Source organism: Conyzicola sp. (assembly GCF_046714715.1).
Taxonomy (GTDB): Bacteria; Actinomycetota; Actinomycetes; order Actinomycetales; family Microbacteriaceae; genus Conyzicola.
Genome location: NZ_JBKKAD010000105.1, coordinates 25,693 through 47,739 on the forward strand (window position 1 = coordinate 25,693; position 22,047 = coordinate 47,739).

Below are 22,047 nucleotides of genomic sequence, written 5' to 3' on the forward strand. Positions count from 1 at the left end.
TTAGAAGTTACGCAGCATCACTTCGCGGTCGACGAGAGGGGCGGATGCCACGTTCCGCTCGTCCACCGCGTTGTACCGCAGGCGCGGCTGACCGGCCACTGCGCGCTCGAGCCAGCCCGCGTCGAAACCCTGAAGCGGAAACAGCGTCACCAGCAGGGGCGCGTCGACCGGCCCCACGGCGTACAGCAGCGCGGTCGCCCCCGAATCGTCATCGCTGATGACCACGGTGCGGGCGAGGGTGATTACGCTGGCGATCGCCTCCCCGGCGGCGGCATTGGCATCGGGATCGGTGGCATCCGCCCCGCTCTCGCCGGTCTCGTCGATCCACAGCACGGTGAAGTCGCCGTCGGCCGGGTCGGCTACGAAGGGTTCGGCGAGCGCGAGAATGCGTTCGAGGGGTGTGGAGTCCGCGGCCGACGGGGTCTCGAACCACGGGGCGAAGGCATCGGCCGGCAGGCCGAAGGCTCGGGCGACCCCGCCGTCGACCCAGCGGTCGCGCTTACGTCCGAACGGAGTCTCAGCGGTCGACAGGAGATACCCGTAGACGTGCAGCAGACCCGCGTTGCCGACCGGCCACGCGATATCGGCGCCGTGCAGCCCGGCGATCTCGTGTAGTTCGTCGAAGAGTTCCCGCGATAGAACCGGCGCGCCGGCGCCCTCGTCGACGACGGTGGAACGTCCCCAGCGGGCGAAACGGCCGGCCGCGGCATCCGCGACTATCTGCGCTGCCATCCAATCGGGGATCACGGCGGAATCGAGGTCGGCGAGCGCGGCGGCGCGGGTGGGAGTGGTCACCGGTTCATCGTAGGCGCGCACGTTAACGCGATGTTCACACGCTGGCGGCCTTTCCGTCCATAGCCGCTGCCTACTATGGACGCAATGACCACGCCGCCCCTCACCCCAGCCCGCGAACGAACGATCGTGTTCGACTTCGACGGAACCGTGTCACTCGGGCACGGCCCCGTGCGCGCCTATGCGCGGGCCGCATCCGCTGTCCTCGGCTCCGAAGAAGCGGCGACGTTCCTCGCCGCCGTCGACCTGGCACTCGACCACGCGCCGAGCGGCCAACTCGCGGGAACCGAAGCGATCGACGGCTACGACCTCGTGCGCCTGCTCTCGGCCGAGCACGGCATCGACCCCGCGACCCTGAGCGACGCCTACCTGGCGAGCCGCACCCGGTTGGCTACCGCCGACTCCCCCATCACCGCGCCGCGGGGCCTGCCCGAGTTCCTGCGCTTCGCCCGCGACTACGCGTCGATCGTGCTCGCGACCAACGCCCCCGATATCCGGGTTCCCGAGGCGATCGGGGAGCTCGGCCTGACCGGCCTGTTCGACGCGGTCTACACCTCGGTCGGCAAACCCGGCGGCCTCGACCAAGTACTCGACGACTGGCTGCCGCGCGGCGAACTGCTGAGCGTCGGCGACGTCTGGGTCAACGACCTCGCCCCCGCGTCCGCTCGCGGCGCCCTGACCGCACTCGTCGGCTCGCCCGACACCGCCGCCACTCCCACTTACCGCGCCGACCACCTGCACGAGCTCTACCCGGTGATCGCCGCCTGGCTCGAATCCAACCCGTCCGACACAGACCGCACCACCACTGCAACCACAACCACCATGAAAGGCCCAACCAGTGTTCTCTAGAAAGCGCCTCCTCGTCACCGGCTCGCTCGCCGCGGTCGCCGCCCTCTCGCTGGCGGGATGCGCGCCCGCCGCGACCGCAGAGTCCGACGCCCCCGTCGAAGACCCCACGTCGCTCGTTCTCGCGCTCGTTCCCTCGCAGGACCAGGGCGCACTCGTCGACACCGCGACGCCGCTCACCGACTACCTCACCGAGGAACTCGGCATCGACGTGACCGGCGTCGTTTCCAAGGACTACCAGGCGTCGGTCGAGGCGATGGGCGCCGGCCAGGCGCAGATCGGCTTCCTGCCGTCGCTGCAGCTGTGGCAGGCGAGCGACATGTACGACGCGTCCGTCGTGCTGCAGACCGAGCGCAACGGCAACATCACCTACCCGGCACAGTTCATGACCAACAACCCCGACAAGTACTGCGACGACGAGCCCGTCGAGCGCGACGGCAAGCTGTTCTGCAACGGCGCCGACGCCCTCGCGGGCCCGGCCGGCCTCGACTCGATTGACAAGATCACCGACGGCGTGAAGGTCGCGATGCTCGGCCCCGGCTCGCCCGCCGGCTACATCTACCCGATCCTCGCGCTGCAGGAGGCCGGCATCGACACCGATACCGACATCGAGCAGCTGCCCGTGACCGCGAACGACGCGAGCGTGCTCGCCGTCTACAACGGCGACGCCGAGGTGGGCTTCAGCTTCTGGGATGCGCGCGACATCGTGTCGAAGGATGTTCCGGACGTCGGCCAGAAGGTCGTGGTGTTCGCCCTTTCCGAGGAGATCCCGAACGACGGCGTCGCGCTGTCGGCCGACCTCTCCCCCAAGCTGCAGGACCGGATCACCAAGGCGCTCGAGGACTACTCGAACACCGAGGAGGGCTCGGCCGTGCTCACCGAGATCTACTCCATCACCAAGCTCGCTCCCGCCGACCCCGAGTCGCTGGATGTCGTCGCGCGTGCCGCCGAGAAGCTGGGCCTGAAGTAACTTGACGCTCCATTCACGAGACAGCGCGGAGGTCGGAACCACGGTTCCGGCCTCCGCGCCGTGGGCGATCCGCATGCGCGACGTGACGGTTCGGTACCCCAACGGCGTCGTCGCGCTCAATGGTGTCACGCTCGACATCGAGGCCGGCTAGATGGTCTCGGTGGTCGGCCTGTCCGGGTCGGGCAAGTCGAGCATGATCCGCACTATCAACGGGCTGGTACCGATCACGAGCGGCAGCCTGACGGTCGGCGACCACACGCTCGAGACCGCCCGCGGCCGGTCACTGCGCACGCTGCGCGGCGAGATCGGCATGATCTTCCAGGGCTTCAACCTCGCCGGACGCACGAGCGTGCTGAACAACGTGCTCGTCGGGCGCCTCGCCCACACCCCGCTGTGGCGCACCCTCCTCGGCGCGTACACCGCGGACGACAAACAGATCGCCTTCGAGGCACTCGAACGGGTCGGAATCCTCGCCAAGGCCTGGGACCGCGCGTCCTCACTCTCCGGCGGCCAGCAGCAGCGAGTCGCCATCGCCCGCGCCCTCTCCCAGCAGCCGCGCCTCGTGCTCGCCGACGAACCCGTCGCGAGCCTCGACCCGCCCACCGCCCACGCGGTGATGCGCGACCTGCGCCGCATCAACGAGGAGCTCGGCATCACCGTGCTCACCAACCTGCACCTCGTCGACCTCGCGCGCACCTACGGCACCCGCATGATCGGCCTGCGTGCCGGCGAAGTCGTCTACGACGGACCCGCCGCGACCGCCACCGACGCCGACTTCGAACGCATCTACGGCCGCTCGATCGAGGCGGAAGACGTGCTCGGCCCGTGAGCGCGCAGAAGCACGCGGGCGCACAGAAGCACGCGGGCGACCTGCAGATTCCCGCCCGCCCCGGCGGACGTTGGAAGCCGTGGGCCGCCCTCGCGGTGGTCGCCGCCATCACCGCCATCACGGCGAGCCCGCAGTGGGGCGTCGCCGTCTCGTTCGACGCGATCGCGCGAAACTGGCAGAACGGCGCCGAGAAGATCGTGCAACTGCTGCAGCCCGACTGGGCGTTCTGGCCCCGCACGATCGCGCCATTACTGGAAACGCTGCAGATGGCAGTTATCGCCACTGCGGTCGGCGCCGTCGTGTCGCTGCCCCTGAGCCTGTGGGCGGCGAAACTCACGAATCCGAACGCCGTGAGCCGCGGCATCCTGCGCACCGCGCTCAATATCGTGCGGTCCGTGCCCGACCTGCTCTACGCGTCCGTTCTCGTCGCGATGGTCGGCGTCGGCGCGCTCCCCGGCATCATCGCGCTCGTGCTCTTCAACGTGGGCATCATCGTGAAGCTCGTCTCCGAGTCGATCGAGTCGAACGACGCCGGTCCGCTCGAGGCCGGCCGCGCCGCCGGCGGTTCGCAACTGCAGGTCAACCGCGCCATCGCGCTGCCCGACGTGTGGCCGAGCTTCATCAACCAGACGCTGTATGTGTTCGAGCTGAACGTGCGTGCGTCGACCGTTCTCGGGCTCGTCGGCGCCGGCGGCCTCGGCCTGCTCATCGACGCGGTGCGCACTTACTACCGCTACGACCAGCTCTCCCTCATCATTCTCGAAATCCTCGTCATCGTCGTCGTCATCGACGTGCTGTCGAGCGCCATCCGGAAGCGACTCGTATGAGCGTCACCGCCCCGCCGAGGCCCCGCGTCGTCGCGCCGCCGAAACCGCGAAACCGCATACTGGCGGTCGCGACCCTGATCGTGACGGCCGTCGTGGTCGCGTCGTTCTGGTCTGTGGATGTCACGTGGTCGCGCCTCATCGACCTGCCGGCCGAGATCGTGCGCTACCTGTGGCTGATGTTCTCGAACCCCACCTGGGAGAAGCTGCCCGAGGCGCTCGCCCAGACCTGGAAATCCGTCGCGATGGCGTGGATCGGAACCGTGCTCGGCATCCTGATCGCGACACCGCTGAGCTTGCTGGCCGCCCGCGGCTTCGGTCCGGCGCCGGTGCGCTGGGCGTTGCGCGGCCTGTTCTCGGTGATCCGGGCGGTTCCCGAGATCATCATCGCGATCGTCATCCTGTCGGTGACCGGCCTGACGCCGCTGACCGGGGCGCTCGCCCTCGCCATCAACGGCATCGGAACGCTCGGCAAGTGGGGCTACGAGTCGATCGAGGGCGTGCCGGCCGGTCCGATCGAGGCGGTACGGGCATCCGGCGGTTCGACGGCCCAGGTTCTGCGCTGGGGAGTCTGGCCGTCGGCCACCCCCGAGTTCCTGTCGTTCTGGCTCTACCGCTTCGAGATCAACGTGCGCTCGTCCGCGGTGCTCGGCCTCATCGGTGTCGGGGGCATCGGCGACATGCTCACCTCCTACACTCAGTACCGTGAGTGGTCGACGGTGGGCATGCTGCTCATCGTCGTGGTCGTCGTGACCATGTCGATCGACGCCGTCTCCGGCGCCATCCGTCGCCGGATCACCGAGGGAGCGCGCGCGAAATGAGCTGGACCGGAAGTGAGGATGTCGCGCCGACGACCCGCATCGCGACGGTGATCAACGCGCTGCTGCCGAGCGAACGCCGCGTGGTCGAACTCATCCTGGGCGACACCGAGGGCGCGATGGAGAGCACGGCACAGGAACTCGCCGACCGCGCCGGCGTCGCACGGTCGACGGTGGTGCGCGCCTGCCAGAGCCTCGGCTACCGCGGCTACCCACAACTGCGGGTCGCCCTCACCCGCGAGCTGGCGCAGGCCGGCCAGCGCGTCGACGACTACGGAACGAGCGCGTTGGGGCGCATCCGGGCCGATATCGACGCCCTCGCGGCGTCGCTCCCCCAAGTGGCGAGCGTGCTCACCGAAGAGAGCGTCGAGAGCGCCGTCGCGCTCATCGTCGGCGCCCGCCGGCTGCTCGCCCTCGCCACCGGACTCTCGTCGCCGCTCGCGAGCGACCTCTCGATGCGCCTCACCGCCATCGGGCGCCCCACCGAATTCGTCGGCGACCCGATCGGCCAGCAGATCGCCGCGCGTCAGCTGACCGCCGACGACACCGCCGTGGTGATCAGCGGCAGCGGCGCCAACGAGTCGAGCCTGCGCTCGGCGCGGGCCGTTCGCGCGGCCGGCGCGAAACTGATCGTGGTCACGTCATTCGCGAGCTCACCGCTCGTGAGCATTGCGGATGTCGCGCTGGTGGTAGCCCCCGCGACGGGGTCATTCCGGCACGAGCTCGAGCACACCTCGCGGGTGCCGCACGTGATCCTGCTCGAGTCGCTCGTCGAAGTGGTGGGCACCCGGCTCGGCGACGCGTCGCGCACCGCACGCTCGACGGTGCTGTCGATCCTGAGCGACAACCTCAGCGAGTAGGGGGCGCGCCGCCGCTGATCGGGTGGGGCGATCCGGGCGGCCGAACCGACCGGCCGGGGTCACGCCCGCGGCACCGGATACGTCAGATGCGTCACGCGCGCGGTCTGGATGAGCGACGTCGGGTCGCCCAGCACTCGCGTCCGACCGCCGGTGAAGTAGGGGCGCCCCGCCCCGAGCACGACGGGGGCGAGATCGACCCGCACCTCGTCGAGCAGCCCGGCCTCGAGCGCCTGCGTTCCGATCTCCCCGGCGGCGACGGCCACGTCGAGGTCGCCGGCGATCGTGCGCGCCACCCGCACGGCGGCCTCGATGCCGTCGGTGACGAAGTGGAAGTTCTTCGCCCCCGGGTAGTGCCAGTCGGTGGGCGGCTGGTGGGTCAGCACGACGACCGGAACGTCGTAGGGGTGCCGCCCCGTCCAGCCGTCGGTGACGTCGAACAGGCGACGTCCGACGACCAGCGCGCCGAGACGGGCAACGAGGTCTCGCAGGTACTCCGCGGAGTGCGGGGTGACGTGGAAGGTGACATCGGGCGTCGCCGTGGCGATCTCGATGTCACCTGCCTGATACCAGTCGAAGACTGCACCGGGATCGTTGTCGTCACCGGCGATGAAGCCATCGAGCGACATCGACGCTGCTGAATAGACCGTGCCCATGGGCGCACCTCCGGCTCGTGTGCCGTCCAATGTAGGAGCCGACGAGGTGGGCGGTCAACGGGGTCGGGCTGGAGCGGCCTCCCACACCGACGACGACGGCCTCCCCTCCCGTCGCGGGAGGAGAGGCCGTCGTTGTGCCTCGAACTTACCCGGACGACCGACCGCGCTCGGTGTCGCCACCACGCTCGGCATCACGACGACGCTGGATACGCCGCGCGACGAGCCGGCTCGCCACGATCTGCGCGACGACCACGCCCATCACGATGTAGCCGGTCACCATGCGGTGCTCGGTCGTGCCCCACGCGAACGCGGCGACGGCCAGCCCGACCGCGATTCCCCACACCGCCCAGTACACCGACGCGAACAGCCCGGTGTGGGTCGCCTCCCAGAGGGCGCTGCGCTGCGTGACCACCGTTTCCTCCCTCGTGCCCACGCTAGGCATAGCACCTGATATAGGCGAGATGCGGGTAGGAGACGAAGTTCGCCTTCCACACGCGGAACCCGATGCACTGCCCGCTTCCCAGAGCGAGGCTGGCCTGTGCCCAGGCCCCGGCGAGAACCGCGGCGCACACCGGCGCACCTCCGCCGAGAATGGCACACGCCCCACCCACGTTGAGCACCCGGGCCGCGAGTGCCGCCGTCTCGCCGCGGGTCAGCTCGAGCGTGCACCACAGCCGGTCGCACCGCACCCGGGGGTCGGCGATCACGGGATAGGCGGCTCCGGCGTGCGCGACGTTCTGCGTGAGGATGTTGCCGGCCACCGAGTATGACGTGGGCACCGCGGCGCCCGTCGCATCCTTGGCCCAGGCGGGAACGACGGAGTTGACGAGTGTTCCGCCGGCGCTGAGAACGTCGATTCCGCCGCCCTCCGCCGGTCGGAGCACGGCAGGCTTGCCGTCGACCATGAACGCGAACCGATAGCTGATCGGTGCGTCCGGTCCGCTGATCACGGCGTAGCCCGCGTTACCTCCGGTGCTCGACGTGCTGAGGGCGAACGAGGAGTCGGCCGTGTTCGCGTACACCGCGAGACCCGACGGGCTGAGCGCCTTGGCCGAGCCGGCGACGGGCACCGGCGTGATGCTGAGGGTGTTCGACCCGGTCGGGATGGTGAGGCCGGTCTTGAGCGAGACACGGGCGCCGCTCGTGACCGCCGGTGCCTGAGCGGTGGCCGCGTCATCCGGCATCGCCAGCTTCGAGCGCGACGGGGGCGCGACATCCGCGACGGCGCCCGCCTGGCGGAGGATCTGCTCGACCCCCGCCGCGTCGACGCCGCCCGAACCCGTGGAGCCCGCGCCGACACCCGCGGAGTGTGCCGGGGTGGCCGTGAGTGTCGACGCGGTGATCGTGAGGGCCGCTATCGCCGCGAATATGAGGGTCTTCTTCGCGTGCGCCCGGGTTGGATAGGCCCGCGCCGGGAAGCCCTCGGTTGGCAAACTTTTCACAATGCTGCTCCTTTGTCTTCGGTGAATCCCGGCACGCGGAAGACGTTAAGCGAGGAGGAGCAGCAGCGGTGTGAATGGGAGAAAACCGGTCGAGAAAGTCGGACGGCCTGTGGATAACCCGGGCCGCCCGAAAAAGCCGTTTATCGCGTGGAAAGCGCTATCGCCCGTCGCGCACTTCTTCGAGACGGTGCAGCATGATCGCCTCGAACCGCACGTAGAGGCTCTCCGGTCCCGCGTCGTCGGCGCTCTCGACGATCCAGCGGTTGGTGACCTCGAAGCACTCGCGGGTCACGTCGGCCGTCAGCTGCTCGAGTACCTCCTCGGAAATGCGTGCCCCCACGAGCGTGCGGATCTGCACCGCGATCAGCGGCGCCATGACCTCGGCCATGCGCGCGTCGAGCTTCGCGGCGACCGACCCGACGCGCACGGCCCGGTAGAACGCACGCCGCGTCGCGAAGTGATGCGAATAGGCGCTCGCACTGGGCGCCCCCGCCGACCGCGCCACAGCATCGAGCCGGAGGTCGTCGGCCGCCATGCGCAGGGCGGCCTCGATCAACAGGTCGTCGACCGAGTCGAAGAGACCGGATGCCGCATCGGCGTCGACCTGAGCGGCGGCGGCGATCTCGCTCAGCGTGACCGCGGACGTTCCCGCGCGCTCGACGACGCCGATCGCGGCCGCGGTGAGAGCGGCACGCTGATCAGCGGGCCCGCGTCGCTCAGTCATTGCCGCAATCGTACCGAGCGCACATTTGACCCCGCTGTGCGCGCCCGAGGTGACGGCCTACCCCTCCCAGTCCTCCTGGATGATGCGCGACGACGCGTGGATGTTCACCATCAGCGACCGACGGTCGGAGCGGTTCGTGAACTCGTGCCACGCACCCGCCGGCACGACCGCGATCGTGCCGGCCCCGAGCATCCGCAGCTCATCGTCGACGATCACCTCGATCTCGCCCTCGATGATCACGAACGTCTCGTCGTAGGGGTGACGATGCTTGGCGGCGCCGTCTCCGGGCTGGTTGCGCACGACGAAGAACGATACGGATGATCCGTGCCCCTCGCCCTCGAACCGGGCCGTGCCGCCCGCCACCCGCGTCAACGTCTCGAAATCGATAGTCTCCATGGCGCAGATCGTAGGGCGTGGCGCCCGTCACTCGTAAGTGCCGACGAGAACCCATTCGTTGCGCGCGGAGTCGAGCCGCACGTCGAACACGCGACAGTCGCCCGTTATGGTGGTCGCCTGGAAGCGCCAGCCCCCGCCGAGCCCCGTGGTCGGATGCATCGTCCACTCGTTGATCGGAGCGGCCGGTAAGACCGTGGGAGCATCCGAAACCCGGTACCGCTCTCCGGCGTAGACCAGTCGACGCGGCACTCCGCGCTCGTCGAGCCACACCGCGACGCGATCGTGCAGCATCATTCTGAACTCCAATCACTCGAACAGGTGTTCGAATGTATCGATGATCGCACTCCCGCGCGCGACACGCCAAGCGCGCCTAGGCTCGGATTATGCGAATCGATCTCGAAGGCACAACGGCGCTCGTCACCGGATCTACCCAGGGCATCGGACTCGCCATCGCGACGGGTCTGGCCGCGGCCGGAGCGCGCGTGGCGATCAACGGGCGAAGCGAATCCAGCGTGCAGCGCGGCATCGCCGAGGTGCGCTCGACGGTGCCCGAGGCGGATCTGATCCCGCTCGTCGCCGACATCAGCACGCAGGAGGGCAGCGCGACCGCGGTCGAACTCGTTGCCGACGTCGACATCCTCGTGAACAACCTCGGCATCTTCGGCGCGAAACCCGTGCTCGAGATCGACGACGACGAGTGGCGACGCTACTTCGACGTCAACGTGCTCACGGCGGTGCGCCTGACCCGCCTCTACCTGCCGGGAATGATGCAGCGGAAGTGGGGCCGCGTGCTGAACATCGCGAGTGACTCGGCGATCGTGATCCCCGCCGAGATGGTGCACTACGGCGTCTCGAAGACCGCCCTGCTCGGCGTCTCACGCGGCTACGCCAAGGAGGCCGCCGGCACGGGCGTGACGGTGAACTCGGTGATCGCCGGACCGACGCACACCAAGGGTGTCGAAGACTTCGTCTACGAGCTCGTCGACTCCGCCCTGCCGTGGGAGGAAGCGCAGCACGAGTTCATGGTCAAGCACCGCCCGCAGTCGCTGTTGCAGCGGCTGATCGAGCCGGAAGAGATCGCCAACATGGTCGTCTACCTCAGCTCGCGCTTCGCCTCCGCGACGACGGGAGCCGCCGTCCGTGTGGACGGCGGCTACGTCGACTCGATCGTGCCGTAAGAGGGGCCAGCAGCCCGCCGTAAGCGCGATCAGGCGGTCTCTTCGGGCTCCGGCTCTTCGCGGCGGAGGATGAGGAAGCGCGCGCCGTAGGGCTCGAGGCTGATCGGGAAGCTGCGGAGGTCGTCGACGACGCCGATCTCGGTGTCGTCCGCGGCATCCACAACCGTCGCACGCGGCGGCAACGACTCCGAGTGAATCGTGCCCTCGATCGCCTCGTCGGTGAAGTTCAGCGCCGTGATCTGCATCACGGGCACGCCGTTCTCGTCGAGGTCGAGTAACTCGTGCACGAGCACGAGCATGCCCGGACGCGCGACGTTCGGGATGTCGAGCTGCGTCGCCGTGGCGATGCCGTACTTCGCCCGCACCGCGAGCATGCCACGCAGCCGCTGGGCGAACGAGTCGGGCTCGGCGAGCTGCTCGGGAAGCGCACCGTAGAGCGACCGCGCACGCGGCATGCCCGACGGAGACTTCGTGGCCTCCGGCGACTGGCCGAGCAGGTCGAGCGCGCCGCGCTCGATCCACCGGGTGTCGCCCTCGGCGATCAGGTCGGCCACCTCGGAGCGCGGCACGGTGAGCATGCCGAGCAGGTCCCAGCCGGACAGTGCGAAGACGCCGGGCTGCCAGGAGTTGAACGCGGCGAGCAAGAGGTGCGCATCGCGGATGGGCGCGACGTCGTCGTCTCCGATGGAGTCGAGCGTCTCGTGCCCACGCGTGGCGGCGATGAGCGACGCCGTGGTGCAGGCGATTCCGTTGGTTGTGAACACGAGGTTGTAGTCGGCCGCCGGCTCGGTGAGCGCGGCGGTGAGGTCGGCGCGCACCGACTCGGCGAGCTCGGCGCCGGTGACTTCGCCGTTCTTGTAGCCGTAGACGTCGTCTTTGTGCAGCGTGGCCCAGTGCACGAGTTCGTAGGTGAGCTCGTCGTGGTTCTGCAGTCCGTGCACGAGGCTGACCGGCTCGACGCCCAGCTCGAGCGAGGTGCGCAGCGTCAGGCGCAAGAACTCGGTGTCGCCGGTAGCGAGGGCGTGGTGGTATGCCGGACGGTTGATGAAGTCATACGAGAGGTCGGCGCCGACGACACCGGTGTCCCTGATGTCCTCGATGGTGAGGTTGAGTTCCTGGAAGCTGAAACCGCCGACCTTGCGCACCATGCCGGCGATGATCTGGTTCGCGGCGTGCGAGAGCGGGTGCCCCTCCGACCAGGCCGGGAGACCTTCCGCGCTCTTCTCGACGCCGAGGAATCCGTTGGCGTCGAGTCGCAGCGCGCTCGTGCCGAGGTCGCCGAGCGAGTGCAGGGCGTCGCCGATCACCAGGCGCATGCCCGCGAACGTCGGGTCGAGCCAGTTGACCGAGGGCTGTCCCTCTTTGAAGTAGTGCAGGTAGACCCAGCGACGGGTGACCCCGTCGACGCCGATCACCGGAGCGGTCGCGCTCCAGTTGGTCTCCTTGACGCCGGGCTGGTAGAAGATCACGCGCTGCAGCTCGCCGATGATGTAGCCGTGCTCGGCGAGCGCGGCCTCGGTCACCGAGTCGAGGTTGACGGAGTCGCGGCCCGCGGGAACCTCGGGGAGGAGTCCCCACTCCTCGGGCGGGATCTCGACCATGTGGTAGATGCCGGGGTAGTCCTTGAACGCCATCTCGGCGAGGCGGAAGTCGGCCCCCTTGCCGGTGTGGCCGGGGACGATGTCGTCGATGATGATGCCGTCGTGTTCCTCCGCGACATCCGTCATGCGCCTGAACGTCTCTTCGTCTCCGAAGGCCGGGTCGATCTCGGTGCTGATGCGGTCGAAGTGGCCGTCGACGCTGGGGGTCTCGCCCCAGCCGACGATGCCGCCGGCGCGCTTGACAGGGCCGGTGTGCACACCGTTGATGCCGATGGCCTGGAAGGCCTCCCACAGCTCGGGCTCGGCGAGCGCGGCGAGGAAGGACTCGCCCGGGCGGGTCATGATCGAGATCGGGTAGGCGGTGAACCACACGTCGGAGATGCCGACGGCGCGGCGGGCGTCGGGCCGGGCGTAGGGGTTGCGCCACATGCTCGGCTGGCCCGAGAGCTGGCGGCTGAGCACGTCGGCGTCCTTGAGCATCGCCTGGCGCACGAGCCACTCGATGTAGGCGGGGTTGAGCCCGTTCGCCGAGCGCGGGTCGGAGAACGAGCGACGCAGGCTGCCGCCGCGCAGGTTCGCACGGGGGCGGAGTCGCCGGGGCCGCGCAGGGTAGAGCTGTTCGTCGTAGGTGATCTCCGAAGCATCCCGCTCGAGGATTTCCTCTTCGGTGTCCGGTCCGGTCAGTTCGGGATTCTCGTCGTTCACATTGCCACCTTTTCATGCCGCACCGGCTCTCAACGAGAGTACAGTTCAACGCGCCGCGGTGGCGGCCGGGTGCGGGTCGTGGCGGGTTAACTTTCGGCGTGGTATTGCCGTCGCCCTTCCCGCGACCCGTCAGTTGCCGGAGGGGCCGGTTCCGCCCGGCGCTCCCCCGCCGCCCATGCCTGACGCCTCCTGCTGGGTGGCGCTGTTCGCGTAGTCGTTGCTCGGGTCGCGGTAGATCGTGTGCACGTGGCCCCAGCCCGCCGTGACGACCCCGTCGACGTCGGCGCCCGCCGAGCCCTGCTGGCTGGCGAACTCGATGTACGCCTTCGGCCCGGAGATCTGGAAGTAGATGCCGTCGCCCTCCGTCATGTCGTAGACGGTTGCACCCGACCAGTTGATATAGGTCTCATCGAGGGTCGCCTCGATCTCGGCCAGAGCCTTCGCGGTGGTCTCCGCGTCGGACAGGCCGACCCAGTTGGCGATGACGTCGAGCAGCAGCCGCTTCTGCTCGTCGGTCAGGTCGGCGCCGGAGAGGCCGGTTCCGGTCGGGTAGTCGCAGGTGCCGCCCGGCGCACACACCATAGCCGCGACATCCTCGCCCTGATAGAGGTCGGCCTTCTGCGCGTCGGTGAGGCTGTCGTAGAACTCGAACGCGGTCTCGTACATGCCCGAGAACGCCTGCACCTCGGTGCCGTCGGCGTCGGTGTAGACGGCCGGCTGCACGCCCAGGTGGGTGGGAGCGAACGTGATGGCGTCGGCGGAGCCGTCGAGCGTCGCGTTGATGCCGAGGTGGTGCCCACCGAACTGCACCTCCCACGCGCTGGTGTCGGAGGGGTCGCCGAAGAACGCGATGTAGTACTGGCCGAGCGAGGCCTCGGTGCTGCTGCTGGTCTCGAGCAGGTACTCGTCGCCGCCCATGATGGCCGTGACGGTCTCGTAGCCTTCCGCGCTGAGCAGCGACTTGAGAACGGCCATGGCGGCGGTCTGCTGTTCTTCGGTCAGGTCGGCGAGGTTGAGGCCGGCTCGCTCGACGAAGGTGACCGGGAAGTTCGACCACGAGGTGGTCTTCGTCTCGTCGTCGTAGTCGTACTGGAGCGTTTCGCGCTGCTCGTCGGTCAATGTCGCCAGAAACGCTTCGGCCGCCGCGGCGGTGTTCGCGATCGTCTCGGCGGTGGTGCTGGAGAGCTCGGCTTCGGCGCTGTCTGCCGCGGCGGAGATGGTAGAGGTGGAGCTGGCAGATCCGGATGCCGCGGAGCCGGTCGCGGCCGCCGCACATCCGGTCAGCACCAACCCTCCCGCCAGGAGAAGGCTGGTGCTCCAGACGATTCTCGATCGGCGCGGTCGCATTTTCGTGTCCGTGTGTGTTGTCATGGCCCGACGGTAAAACGGGCCGCTATGCGTTCTCTATGCGTGGGCTTTGCGAACCGGCGGGCGCGTCGCTCAGCGCGAGGTGATCGTGAGCGTGAGCTTCGCCGTGTAGGTTCCCGCCGGGCTGTCCACCGGCGAGACGAGGGTGACCTCGCCGCCGAGCACCGTCTCCCCCGCACCGCTCCCGGACGCGTACTGGGCCGGGTAGACGGCGGAGCCGGCGACCTGAGCCACGCCCGGCGCCGAACCGACGGCCGTCGACCGGGTGACGAACGCGCGTAGACCTACGTGTCGGGTGCCGATCACCTGGCTCGCGTCGGCCGTGCTGACGAACGGGGTCAGGTTGGCGGCGACATCCCAGCCCTGCTCGCTCGAGACGCGACCGTCGTGCACCGTGATCTCGGGCAGCGCGCCCGTAACCACCGAGACCCCGTTCACGAGTCCCGGCTGGCCGAACTCGGCAGGCTCGTCGGTGGGGAACTCGATGCTCAGCGGGGTGTCGACCGCCGGGATCGTCGTGACGGCAAGCCCGATCGCGTTAGGAGCCGGGGCACCGCAGTCGGAGACGTCGACCGATTCGGCTCCCGGGATGATGCGGATCTTGTGGAGCCCTTCGGAAACGAGGTTGACCGGCAGCGGGGCGTAACCGAGACTTTCGACGAGCGCCTGACCCTCGCACAGGGCGTAGCGGGCGAACTCGCCGAGCGAGCGGCCCTTCTCGGTGGTGAAGTTCGGCGAGATCTCGTTCGGCACGATCATCGACGAGTAGCTCGACAGCGGGTAGGCGCCGGGGTCGGGATTGGCGAATACGCCGTCGTCACCGGCCCACGAACCCTGGAGTGCGATGCCCACGGCGGCGGCCGTCGGCGCGACGAAGGAGCCGCCGGCATTGAGCAGCTTGGCCGTCGCGAGGCCGGTCTTCAGGGCGTAGCTGTTCTCCACGTAGGTGATCGAGCCGTCGCCGTAAGACTGGCTGACGTAGCCGGCCACGCCGAGTGAGCCGGACTGCGCCTTCATGGCCCCGCTGACCGGATACTGCGACGCGGCGCCACAGCTCGCCGTTTCGCCCCGACGCACGCAGTAGTCGCCCCAGACGGCTTCGTGCTGGGTAGCCATCCACCGGGTGAACAACTCCGTGGATCCGGAAGCGTCGGCACGCACGACGGGAGTGATGGACTGGGCCGGCAAGACGATCTGTGGGTTTTCCGCCTGGATCGCCGGGTTGTTCCAGACCGTGATGACCCCGGTGAAGATCTTCGCCACGGTGTCGCCGCTGAGCTGCAGGTCGGTGATGCGCGTGCCTCCCGAGCGCAGGTTGTACGCGAGCGAGGTCGCGCCCGCCGCGATCGGCAGGGAGCCGAAGGCGGTGGTTGGCGCCTTTATCGGGTAGCCCCCGTCTGCCGGGGAATCGAAGGTCCGGTCGCTCACGGCGAAGTCCACGGCGCCGGCGGCGAAATCCTCTAGCCCGCTTCGCGAGCCCGATCCGGTGTAGTTGACGGTCTGGCCGGAGCCTGAGGCGACGCCGCTGCGCCATCGATCGATGGCGTTCTGGGCCCAGGTCGACCCGGTGCCCGTGATCGGCACGAGCGCTGCGGCCTCGGCAGGAGCCGTGCCGAGCGGGCCGAGCAATGCTGCCGCGAGGGTGAGTCCCATTGCAGCGCTGAGCGCGGTCAAGCGTCGTGTCCCCATTGCCGAACGCTCCCCCGTGTCATCCATCACCGTAAAGGTGAGCCGTGAATGGAGCATGAACGGGCAACGGCAAAATGAGAAATAAACCACTCTCTAGGCGAGCGCACGTCTTGAAGCGCCGTCCGTTTTCCGAAATACTGTTGGCACTCTCGCACGAGAGTCACTTTTCGCTGTCTCCCCTCGAGCGCCGCCGCCGGACTGAGATGAGGTCGTTCCCCATGGACATGCTGACGGGCGACCAGATCGCCGAGGCTGCGTTGACCGACTGGCGCAAGTTGGCGCAAGGACTTCATGCGCGCTACCTGGTCGCCGACTTCGGCACCGCCGCCCGGTTCGTGAGCGCGGTCGGCGAGGCGGGCGACGCGCTCGGACACCACCCGACCGTGACGATCGGCACTCGGTACGTCGACCTCAAGCTGGTCAGCCCCGACGCCGTCTACCGCGACGGCGAGGGAACGGAACACATCGTCGAATGGGTGACCCAGCGCGACGTCGACCTCGCGCGACGAATCTCCGAGATCGCCGCCGAGCACCCGGTCGAACCCGACCCAGCGTCGGTCAGCGTCATCGAGCTCGGACTCGACACGGAGCACTCGGCGACAATCGCGCCTGTCTGGGCCGCCCTCTTGACTGGAATCGCCGGATCCCACGGCCACGGCTCCCCCAGCGACGAGATCCGCGACCCGAAGGGGCGCGTGCCGAACCTGTGGTTCGGCGAGACCGTCGACAACCCCGGTCAGCGTTTCCACGTCGAGATCTATGTGGCGCCTGAGGCGGTCGAGCAACGGATCGCCGCTGCGCTTGCCGCGGGCGGCACCATCGTCGACGACAGCGAGGCGCCCGCGCTCACCGTGATCGCCGACCAGGACGGCAACACGGGAGTCCTCGGGGTCGCATAGCCGCCTGCCGACTCAGCCCGAGCTCACGCGGGCAGCCAGTACTCCCCGAGCCACTCGAGAAACTGCTGAGCCTCGTTGTCGGCGTGCTCCAGTCGGGTCCTGCCCGACCGGGCGAAGAAGTCCTCGAACCCGTCGAGCAGTTCTAGCGAGTCACCGGCCGCGGCCCGGAACCCCATCGTCCACTGCGGGAACTGGCGTGCCCAGATCTGCTTCTGCCTCATCGTGTGCACGTCACGGTGCCGGGGGTCTGCGGCGATTGCGGCAACCCGTTTGAGGACGATCTCGTCGTCGCCCTCCACGATCTGCACGAAACGGCCGCGGTGGTACAGCAGCATGCCGGTGATGCCGTCGCGCGCGTTGTTCAGGCGTGAGATCGCGAGGATCCCCTCGATGTCTTCAGCCGACATCGGCGTGGTTGCGACGCTCACGTACGCGACTGACAGCACTATGACCCCCTGGAGATCGGCGCCGTCGACGAGCCGACGGTTCGTCCAATACTCACATACCGTGGCAGACACATGTCGCTTAAACAGAAAAGCCCCGGATGACCGGGGCTTTCGTTTTACTAAAGCTGGGGTACCTGGACTCGAACCAAGAACAAGAGAATCAGAATCTCCCGTGTTGCCAATTACACCATACCCCACAGTCCCCAACCGAAGCTCGGGCCGACGGTCTACTTTAGCCCATACCCGGCCAGAGTAAAAACCGAGCCGGTCCTGACTCGGTGGAGGGCTAACCCAGCAGGTCGCGGTTGAGCGCCGCGGCCAGTTTGGCGCCGGCACCGGCCGCCACGATCAGCTGCTGCGGTCCCGGCGCGGTCGAGTCGCCGGCCGCGTAGACGCCGGGCACCGAGGTGCGTCCGCCGCCGTCGACGACGAGGTAGCCGTCCGCGTCTGCCGAGAGCCCGAGCGAAGAAACGTAGGCAAGGTTGGGCGCGTAGACGGGCCGCACGAACGCCGCGACCCGGGGCACGGTCTCTCCGTCGGCGAGGGATACGCCCGTCAGGCCGGTACGGTCCCCCGTGACATCCGCAATCTGTCGTCTCTCGACTCGGATGCCGCGCTCGGCTAACGACGCCTCTTCCTCCGACGTCACGTCACCGACGCCGTTCGTGAAGACGATGAGGTCGCGGCTCCACTGCGAGATGAGGATGGCGCGCTCGGCGAGGTCGTCCGTCTCGCCGATGAGAGCGATCGGCTGGTCGGCGTACTCGTAGGCGTCGCATTCGACACAGCTGTGGATTGTTGTGCCGTAGAACTGGCGCAGGCTGGGCAGCGGCGGGAACTTCTCGGTGAGCCCCGTGGTGATGACGATCGCACGCGCGGTGACGGATGTCGCGCCGTACGCCACAACGAACCCGTCGGCTTCGCGCGTCACCGAGGTGACCACGGCCTTCTCGAACGACGCCTCGGGATAGGCCTCGAGCTCTTCGCGTCCGAGCCGGCGAAGCTCGAGCGGCGGAATGCCGTCGCGCGTAACAAAACCGTGGGCGAGAAACGTGGCCGCGTTGCGGGGGCGGTTGCTGTCGAGAACGTGGGTGGTGCGGCGGGCGCGCGCGAGGTTGAGGGCGGCGCTGAGTCCGGCCGGTCCCGCGCCGATCACGACGACCTCGCGGTCGAAGCTCACAGCCGGGCTCGCAGGTTCTTCATACGGGTGAGGCTCGACTGCTTGCCGAGCAGCTCCATCGACTCGAACAGCGGCGGGCTGATGCGCTTGCCCGAGATGGCGGAGCGCAGCGGCCCGAAGGCGATGCGCGGCTTGAGCTCGAGGCCCTCGATGAGGGCGGCGCGCAAGGCGGCCTCGATGGCCTCGTGGTTCCAGGCGGTGACGGCCTCGAGTGCCGTGATCGACGCGTCGAGCACGGTGGCGCCGGCGTCGCCCGGCATAGCGTCGGCGTCGACGACGATCGCACCGTCGCTGAGGAAGAGGAAGCCGAGCAGCGCCGGCGCCTCGCCGAGAAGCTGCATGCGCTCCTGCACCAGCGGGGTGGCGCGACGCAGCAGGTCGCGGTGCTCGTCGCTGGCGACGAGGCTGCCGAGGTAGGGCTCGATGCGGGCGGCGAGATCCTCGACCGCGAGCAGCCGGATGTGGTCGCCGTTGATCGACTCGGCCTTCTTCAGGTCGAAGCGCGCCGGGTTCGGGTTCACGTCGGCGACATCGAACGCGGCGACCATCTCGTCGGAGGTGAAGACATCGCGGTCGTGCGAGAGCGACCAGCCGAGCAGCGAGAGGTAGTTGAGCAGCCCCTCGGGAACGAAGCCGCGCTCCCGGTGGTGGAAGAGGTTCGACTCGGGGTCGCGCTTCGAGAGCTTCTTGTTGTTCTCGCCCATCACGTAGGGCAGGTGGCCGAAGCGCGGGATGAACTCGGTGACACCGATCTCGATGAGCGCGGTGTACAGGGCGATCTGACGCGGCGTCGACGAGAGCAGGTCTTCGCCACGCAGCACGTGCGTGATGCCCATCAACGCGTCATCCACGGGGTTGACGAACGTGTAGAGCGGCGCACCGTTGGGGCGCACGACCACGAAGTCGGTGAACGACCCGGCCGGGAAGGTGATCTCGCCGCGCACGAGGTCGTCGAAGCTGAGGTCGGTGTCGGGCACGCGAAGGCGCAGCGCCGGGCTGCGTCCCTCGGCCTTGAACTCTGCGATCTGCTCGGGCGTGAGGTCGCGCTCGAAGTTGTCGTATCCCTGCTTGGGGTCGCGGCCGGCGGCGATGTTGCGCGCCTCGATCTCCTCGCCGGTGGCGAAGCTCTCGTAGAGGTGGCCGGAGGCCTTGAGCTGCGCGATCACGCCGAGGTAGATGTCGCTGCGCTGCGACTGGCGGTAGGGTTCGTGCGGCCCGCCGGTCTCGACGCCCTCGTCCCAGGTGAGGCCGAGCCAGCGCATGGCGTCGAGCAGCTGCAGGTAGCTCTCCTCGCTGTCGCGTGCGGCATCGGTGTCCTCGATGCGGAACACGAGCTTGCCGCCGGTGTGGCGCGCGTAAGCCCAGTTGAAGAGAGCGGTTCGGATGAGACCGACGTGCGGGGTGCCGGTGGGCGACGGGCAGAACCGCACGCGAACATCGGCACCGGCAGCGGTGGAGAAAGTGGCAGACATATCGCCCCAATCCTACCGGCGCGAAACCAGCCGCAACCGGATCGCCAGCGAGACCGTCACGGCCACGATCGCGAGGGCCAGCACCGCGAGTCCCGGGTAGCCGAGCAGCGCGAGGGCCGGTCCGGCGAGCGCACCGCCGAAAGCGCCGGCGCCGTTCATCGCCAGGTCGGAGCGCCCCTGCGTGATCGCGCGACGGTCGGCGGTGACCGACTCGGCGAGCAGGGCCGAACCGGCAACGGTCGACGCGCTCCAGCCGAGCCCGAGCAGGACGAGCCCGACGGTCACGCCGGTCTGGCTCTCGGCGCCGAGGGCGACCGTGAGCAGCGCCGCGACGAAGATGACCTGCCCCAGGAGGATCACCGGCACGCGCCCGACGCGGTCGGCGAGCGTGCCGAATACGGGCGACAGCGCGTACATGCCAGCGATGTGCAGGCTGATGACGAGGCCGACGATGGTGATGGATGATCCGTGGTCGACGAGATGCACCGGGGTCATCGCCATCACCGAGACCATCACCGCATGGCTGAGCGCCACCGCCGTGATCGCGAAGACCGCGTGGTGCGGCCGGCCGACCGCGGGCGCCACCGACGAGGGTGCGGCGGGCGCGGCATCCAGCTCCTGGCGCAGCAGCAGGGGGTCGGGACGCAGCCCCACCACGTAGACCGCCGCCGCCGCGATCTGCGCGACGACGGTGAATACGAACGGCCCGGCGAGCGACGGAAGGCCGAGCGCCGCGCCGACGACCTCGCCCGGGCCGACGAGGTTGGGGCCGACGACCGCGCCGACCGAGGTCGCCCAGACCACGAGCGACAGATCGCGGGCGCGGTGGGTCGGGGTCGCGAGGTCGGTGGCGGCGAACCGGGACTGCAGGGCGACGGCCGTTCCGCTGCCGAGCAGGGCGAGGGCGAGCAGCAGCAGCGGGAACGAGTCCACGACGACGCTCGAGATCGTGGCGACGGCACCGAGCGCCGCGATCAGCGCGCCGACCGTGAGCGCGACGCGGCGGCCCCGCACCCGGGCGAGGCGGGCGAGCGGGATGGCGGCCGCGGCGGCACCGAGCGTGGTCATGGTGGCGGCCATTCCGCTCCACGCCGGCGAACCGGAGAGGTCGGCGGCGATCAGAGCACCCAGCGAGAGACCGGCGCCGAGGCCGAGGCCGCCGAGCACCTGGCCCGCGCCGAGCAACGACACCGAGCGACGTTGGATCGCACGGTAGTCGTCGAGCACGGTCATGCGCGGGGGCGGGTGGTGTTTCCGAGAGTGCCGATGCCGCTGATTCCGACCTCGACGAACTGGCCGGGGGCGATCTCGCCGGCACCGGCCGGCGAACCGGTCATGATGATGTCGCCGGGCAGCAGGGTCCAGATGCCCGAAGCGAATGCCACGAGCTCGGCCACGGTGTTCTTCATGTCGCCGGTGGAGCCGGACAGGCGGGTCTCGCCCTCCACCCGGGTGGTGATCGTGGCGTTCGACGGGTCGAACTCGGTCTCGATGATCGGACCGATCGGCGCGAACGTGTCGAAGCCCTTCGCCCGCGACTGCTGGCCCGTCTCGGCCATGAGGTCGATCGCGGTGACGTCGTTGCCGACCGTGTAGCCGAAGACGAAGTCGGCGGCGTCGTCGGCCGACACGTTCTTGGCGATGCGGCCGATGACGACGACGAGTTCGCCCTCGTGCACGATCGCGCCGGCGTCGGCCGGCAGCAGGATGGGGTCGCCCGGGCCGACCACCGACGTGTTCGGCTTGAGGAAGAGCAGAGGCGCCGCGTCGGTGTCCTCGTCGGGGTTCGCCGGGTAGTTACCCTCGACCGCGATCACCTTGGAGCGCGGGATGACCGGCGCGAGCAGCCGCACGGAGGCGATCGGCACCCGCTCCTCGGTCGTGTCGAATCCGCTGAACATCGGGTCGCCCTCGAGCACGACGATCTCGTCGCCGTCGACGATGCCGAAACGAGGGTCCCCACCAGTGCTGAAGCGCGCGATTTTCACGCTGTCAACCATAGCGAAGCTGAGGGGTGCGCCCACCCCGCGGGGTTAGCGTGGAACCTATGGAACATAGGTATCTCGGAAACAGCGGCCTCAAGGTCTCGGAAATCACCTACGGAAACTGGCTGACCCACGGGTCGCAGGTCGAGAACGAGGTGGCGACGCGCTGCGTGCACGCGGCCCTCGACGCCGGCATCACCACCTTCGACACCGCAGACGTCTACGCCAACACCGCCGCGGAGCAGGTTCTCGGCGACGCGCTCAAGGGCCAGCGCCGGCAGTCGCTCGAGATCTTCACGAAGGTCTACTTCCCGACCGGGCCGAAGGGTCCGAACGACACCGGCCTCAGCCGCAAGCACATCCGCGAGTC

The 22,047-nt window shown here is 68.8% G+C and carries 23 protein-coding genes, 1 tRNA gene and 1 pseudogene; 9 read left to right on the forward strand and 16 right to left on the reverse strand.

Annotation, left to right across the window (positions count from 1 at the left end; genetic code table 11):
* The gene (locus ACLQ6X_RS08290; RefSeq protein WP_411699700.1) at positions 1 to 795 is read right to left on the reverse strand and encodes an amino acid deaminase; all 795 of its coding nucleotides are present in this window, start codon (positions 793 to 795) and stop codon (positions 1 to 3) included.
* Positions 796 to 879: 84 nt separating this feature from the next.
* Between ACLQ6X_RS08290 and ACLQ6X_RS08295 the strand changes: the two genes are divergently transcribed.
* The 6 genes and pseudogenes from ACLQ6X_RS08295 (at position 880) to ACLQ6X_RS08320 (ending at position 5,939) form a co-directional block, all read left to right on the forward strand.
* Positions 880 to 1,641: an HAD family hydrolase gene (locus tag ACLQ6X_RS08295; protein ID WP_411699701.1), complete on the forward strand. Its 762-nt coding sequence runs from the start codon at positions 880 to 882 to the stop codon at positions 1,639 to 1,641.
* Positions 1,631 to 2,608 carry a phosphate/phosphite/phosphonate ABC transporter substrate-binding protein gene (locus ACLQ6X_RS08300; RefSeq protein WP_411699702.1) on the forward strand — a complete coding sequence of 326 codons (978 nt, stop codon included), beginning with the start codon at positions 1,631 to 1,633 and terminating at the stop codon, positions 2,606 to 2,608. Before ACLQ6X_RS08295 ends, ACLQ6X_RS08300 begins: the two co-directional genes overlap by 11 nt.
* A 73-nt stretch (positions 2,609 to 2,681) precedes the next feature.
* Positions 2,682 to 3,437, forward strand: a pseudogene (phnC, locus tag ACLQ6X_RS08305) (phosphonate ABC transporter ATP-binding protein).
* Positions 3,434 to 4,264, forward strand: a complete 831-nt coding sequence (phnE, locus tag ACLQ6X_RS08310) for a phosphonate ABC transporter, permease protein PhnE (protein ID WP_411699703.1) — start codon at positions 3,434 to 3,436, stop codon at positions 4,262 to 4,264. The pseudogene phnC and the gene phnE (ACLQ6X_RS08310) overlap by 4 nt, the downstream one beginning before the upstream one ends.
* Positions 4,261 to 5,082 carry a phosphonate ABC transporter, permease protein PhnE gene (phnE, locus tag ACLQ6X_RS08315; protein ID WP_411699704.1) on the forward strand — a complete coding sequence of 274 codons (822 nt, stop codon included), beginning with the start codon at positions 4,261 to 4,263 and terminating at the stop codon, positions 5,080 to 5,082. Before phnE (ACLQ6X_RS08310) ends, phnE (ACLQ6X_RS08315) begins: the two co-directional genes overlap by 4 nt.
* Positions 5,079 to 5,939: a MurR/RpiR family transcriptional regulator gene (locus tag ACLQ6X_RS08320; protein ID WP_411699705.1), complete on the forward strand. Its 861-nt coding sequence runs from the start codon at positions 5,079 to 5,081 to the stop codon at positions 5,937 to 5,939. The genes phnE (ACLQ6X_RS08315) and ACLQ6X_RS08320 overlap by 4 nt, the downstream gene beginning before the upstream one ends.
* A gap of 59 nt (positions 5,940 to 5,998) precedes the next feature.
* On the opposite strand, the gene ACLQ6X_RS08325 is transcribed toward ACLQ6X_RS08320, so the two are convergent.
* From ACLQ6X_RS08325 to ACLQ6X_RS08350, 6 genes are all read right to left on the reverse strand, one after another.
* A complete protein-coding gene (locus ACLQ6X_RS08325) occupies positions 5,999 to 6,592 on the reverse strand; it encodes a dihydrofolate reductase family protein (RefSeq protein WP_411699706.1) in 594 nt (197 codons plus the stop codon).
* A 145-nt stretch (positions 6,593 to 6,737) separates the two neighbouring features.
* Positions 6,738 to 7,004, reverse strand: coding sequence for a hypothetical protein (locus tag ACLQ6X_RS08330; RefSeq protein ID WP_411699707.1), 267 nt, complete (start codon positions 7,002 to 7,004; stop codon positions 6,738 to 6,740).
* A 22-nt stretch (positions 7,005 to 7,026) separates the two neighbouring features.
* Positions 7,027 to 8,034 carry a hypothetical protein gene (locus ACLQ6X_RS08335; RefSeq protein WP_411699708.1) on the reverse strand — a complete coding sequence of 336 codons (1,008 nt, stop codon included), beginning with the start codon at positions 8,032 to 8,034 and terminating at the stop codon, positions 7,027 to 7,029.
* A 157-nt stretch (positions 8,035 to 8,191) separates the two neighbouring features.
* Positions 8,192 to 8,758, reverse strand: coding sequence for a hypothetical protein (locus ACLQ6X_RS08340; protein WP_411699709.1), 567 nt, complete (start codon positions 8,756 to 8,758; stop codon positions 8,192 to 8,194).
* A gap of 57 nt (positions 8,759 to 8,815) precedes the next feature.
* Positions 8,816 to 9,154, reverse strand: coding sequence for a cupin domain-containing protein (locus ACLQ6X_RS08345; protein WP_411699710.1), 339 nt, complete (start codon positions 9,152 to 9,154; stop codon positions 8,816 to 8,818).
* 27 nt (positions 9,155 to 9,181) lie between these two features.
* Positions 9,182 to 9,448 (reverse strand): hypothetical protein, encoded by a 267-nt coding sequence (locus ACLQ6X_RS08350; RefSeq protein WP_411699711.1) that lies wholly within the window; start codon positions 9,446 to 9,448, stop codon positions 9,182 to 9,184.
* An 89-nt stretch (positions 9,449 to 9,537) separates the two neighbouring features.
* Here ACLQ6X_RS08350 and ACLQ6X_RS08355 point away from each other — a divergent pair, with 89 nt between their 5' ends.
* Complete coding sequence (locus ACLQ6X_RS08355) at positions 9,538 to 10,332, forward strand: SDR family NAD(P)-dependent oxidoreductase (RefSeq protein ID WP_411699712.1); 795 nt, start codon at positions 9,538 to 9,540, stop codon at positions 10,330 to 10,332.
* Between the two features lie 29 nt (positions 10,333 to 10,361).
* Here ACLQ6X_RS08355 and treS read toward each other — a convergent pair whose 3' ends face one another.
* The 3 genes from treS to pstS all read right to left on the reverse strand — a co-directional run bounded on the left by treS (position 10,362) and on the right by pstS (position 15,695).
* Positions 10,362 to 12,617: a maltose alpha-D-glucosyltransferase gene (treS, locus tag ACLQ6X_RS08360; protein WP_411699723.1), complete on the reverse strand. Its 2,256-nt coding sequence runs from the start codon at positions 12,615 to 12,617 to the stop codon at positions 10,362 to 10,364.
* A 150-nt stretch (positions 12,618 to 12,767) separates the two neighbouring features.
* Positions 12,768 to 14,009, reverse strand: a complete 1,242-nt coding sequence (locus tag ACLQ6X_RS08365) for a DUF3500 domain-containing protein (protein WP_411699713.1) — start codon at positions 14,007 to 14,009, stop codon at positions 12,768 to 12,770.
* A 69-nt stretch (positions 14,010 to 14,078) separates the two neighbouring features.
* Complete coding sequence (pstS, locus tag ACLQ6X_RS08370) at positions 14,079 to 15,695, reverse strand: phosphate ABC transporter substrate-binding protein PstS (protein ID WP_411699714.1); 1,617 nt, start codon at positions 15,693 to 15,695, stop codon at positions 14,079 to 14,081.
* Positions 15,696 to 15,913: 218 nt separating this feature from the next.
* Here pstS and ACLQ6X_RS08375 point away from each other — a divergent pair, with 218 nt between their 5' ends.
* Complete coding sequence (locus ACLQ6X_RS08375; RefSeq protein WP_411699715.1) at positions 15,914 to 16,594, forward strand: 4a-hydroxytetrahydrobiopterin dehydratase; 681 nt, start codon at positions 15,914 to 15,916, stop codon at positions 16,592 to 16,594.
* A gap of 23 nt (positions 16,595 to 16,617) precedes the next feature.
* Here the strand turns inward: ACLQ6X_RS08375 and ACLQ6X_RS08380 are convergent, their stop codons facing one another.
* The 6 genes from ACLQ6X_RS08380 to ACLQ6X_RS08405 form a co-directional block, all read right to left on the reverse strand.
* Positions 16,618 to 17,040, reverse strand: coding sequence for a BLUF domain-containing protein (locus ACLQ6X_RS08380; protein ID WP_411699716.1), 423 nt, complete (start codon positions 17,038 to 17,040; stop codon positions 16,618 to 16,620).
* 125 nt (positions 17,041 to 17,165) lie between these two features.
* Positions 17,166 to 17,237, reverse strand: a tRNA-Gln gene (locus tag ACLQ6X_RS08385).
* Positions 17,238 to 17,326: 89 nt separating this feature from the next.
* Positions 17,327 to 18,220, reverse strand: a complete 894-nt coding sequence (locus ACLQ6X_RS08390) for an NAD(P)/FAD-dependent oxidoreductase (protein ID WP_411699717.1) — start codon at positions 18,218 to 18,220, stop codon at positions 17,327 to 17,329.
* Positions 18,217 to 19,692, reverse strand: coding sequence for a glutamate--tRNA ligase (gene gltX / locus ACLQ6X_RS08395; RefSeq protein ID WP_411699718.1), 1,476 nt, complete (start codon positions 19,690 to 19,692; stop codon positions 18,217 to 18,219). Before gltX ends, ACLQ6X_RS08390 begins: the two co-directional genes overlap by 4 nt.
* 12 nt (positions 19,693 to 19,704) lie before the next feature.
* Positions 19,705 to 20,925: an MFS transporter gene (locus ACLQ6X_RS08400; protein WP_411699719.1), complete on the reverse strand. Its 1,221-nt coding sequence runs from the start codon at positions 20,923 to 20,925 to the stop codon at positions 19,705 to 19,707.
* The gene (locus ACLQ6X_RS08405) at positions 20,922 to 21,680 is read right to left on the reverse strand and encodes a fumarylacetoacetate hydrolase family protein (protein ID WP_411699720.1); all 759 of its coding nucleotides are present in this window, start codon (positions 21,678 to 21,680) and stop codon (positions 20,922 to 20,924) included. Before ACLQ6X_RS08405 ends, ACLQ6X_RS08400 begins: the two co-directional genes overlap by 4 nt.
* Positions 21,681 to 21,739: 59 nt before the next feature.
* Between ACLQ6X_RS08405 and ACLQ6X_RS08410 the strand changes: the two genes are divergently transcribed.
* A partial coding sequence (locus ACLQ6X_RS08410) for an aldo/keto reductase (RefSeq protein ID WP_411699721.1) occupies positions 21,740 to 22,047 on the forward strand: 308 nt, incomplete at its 3' end.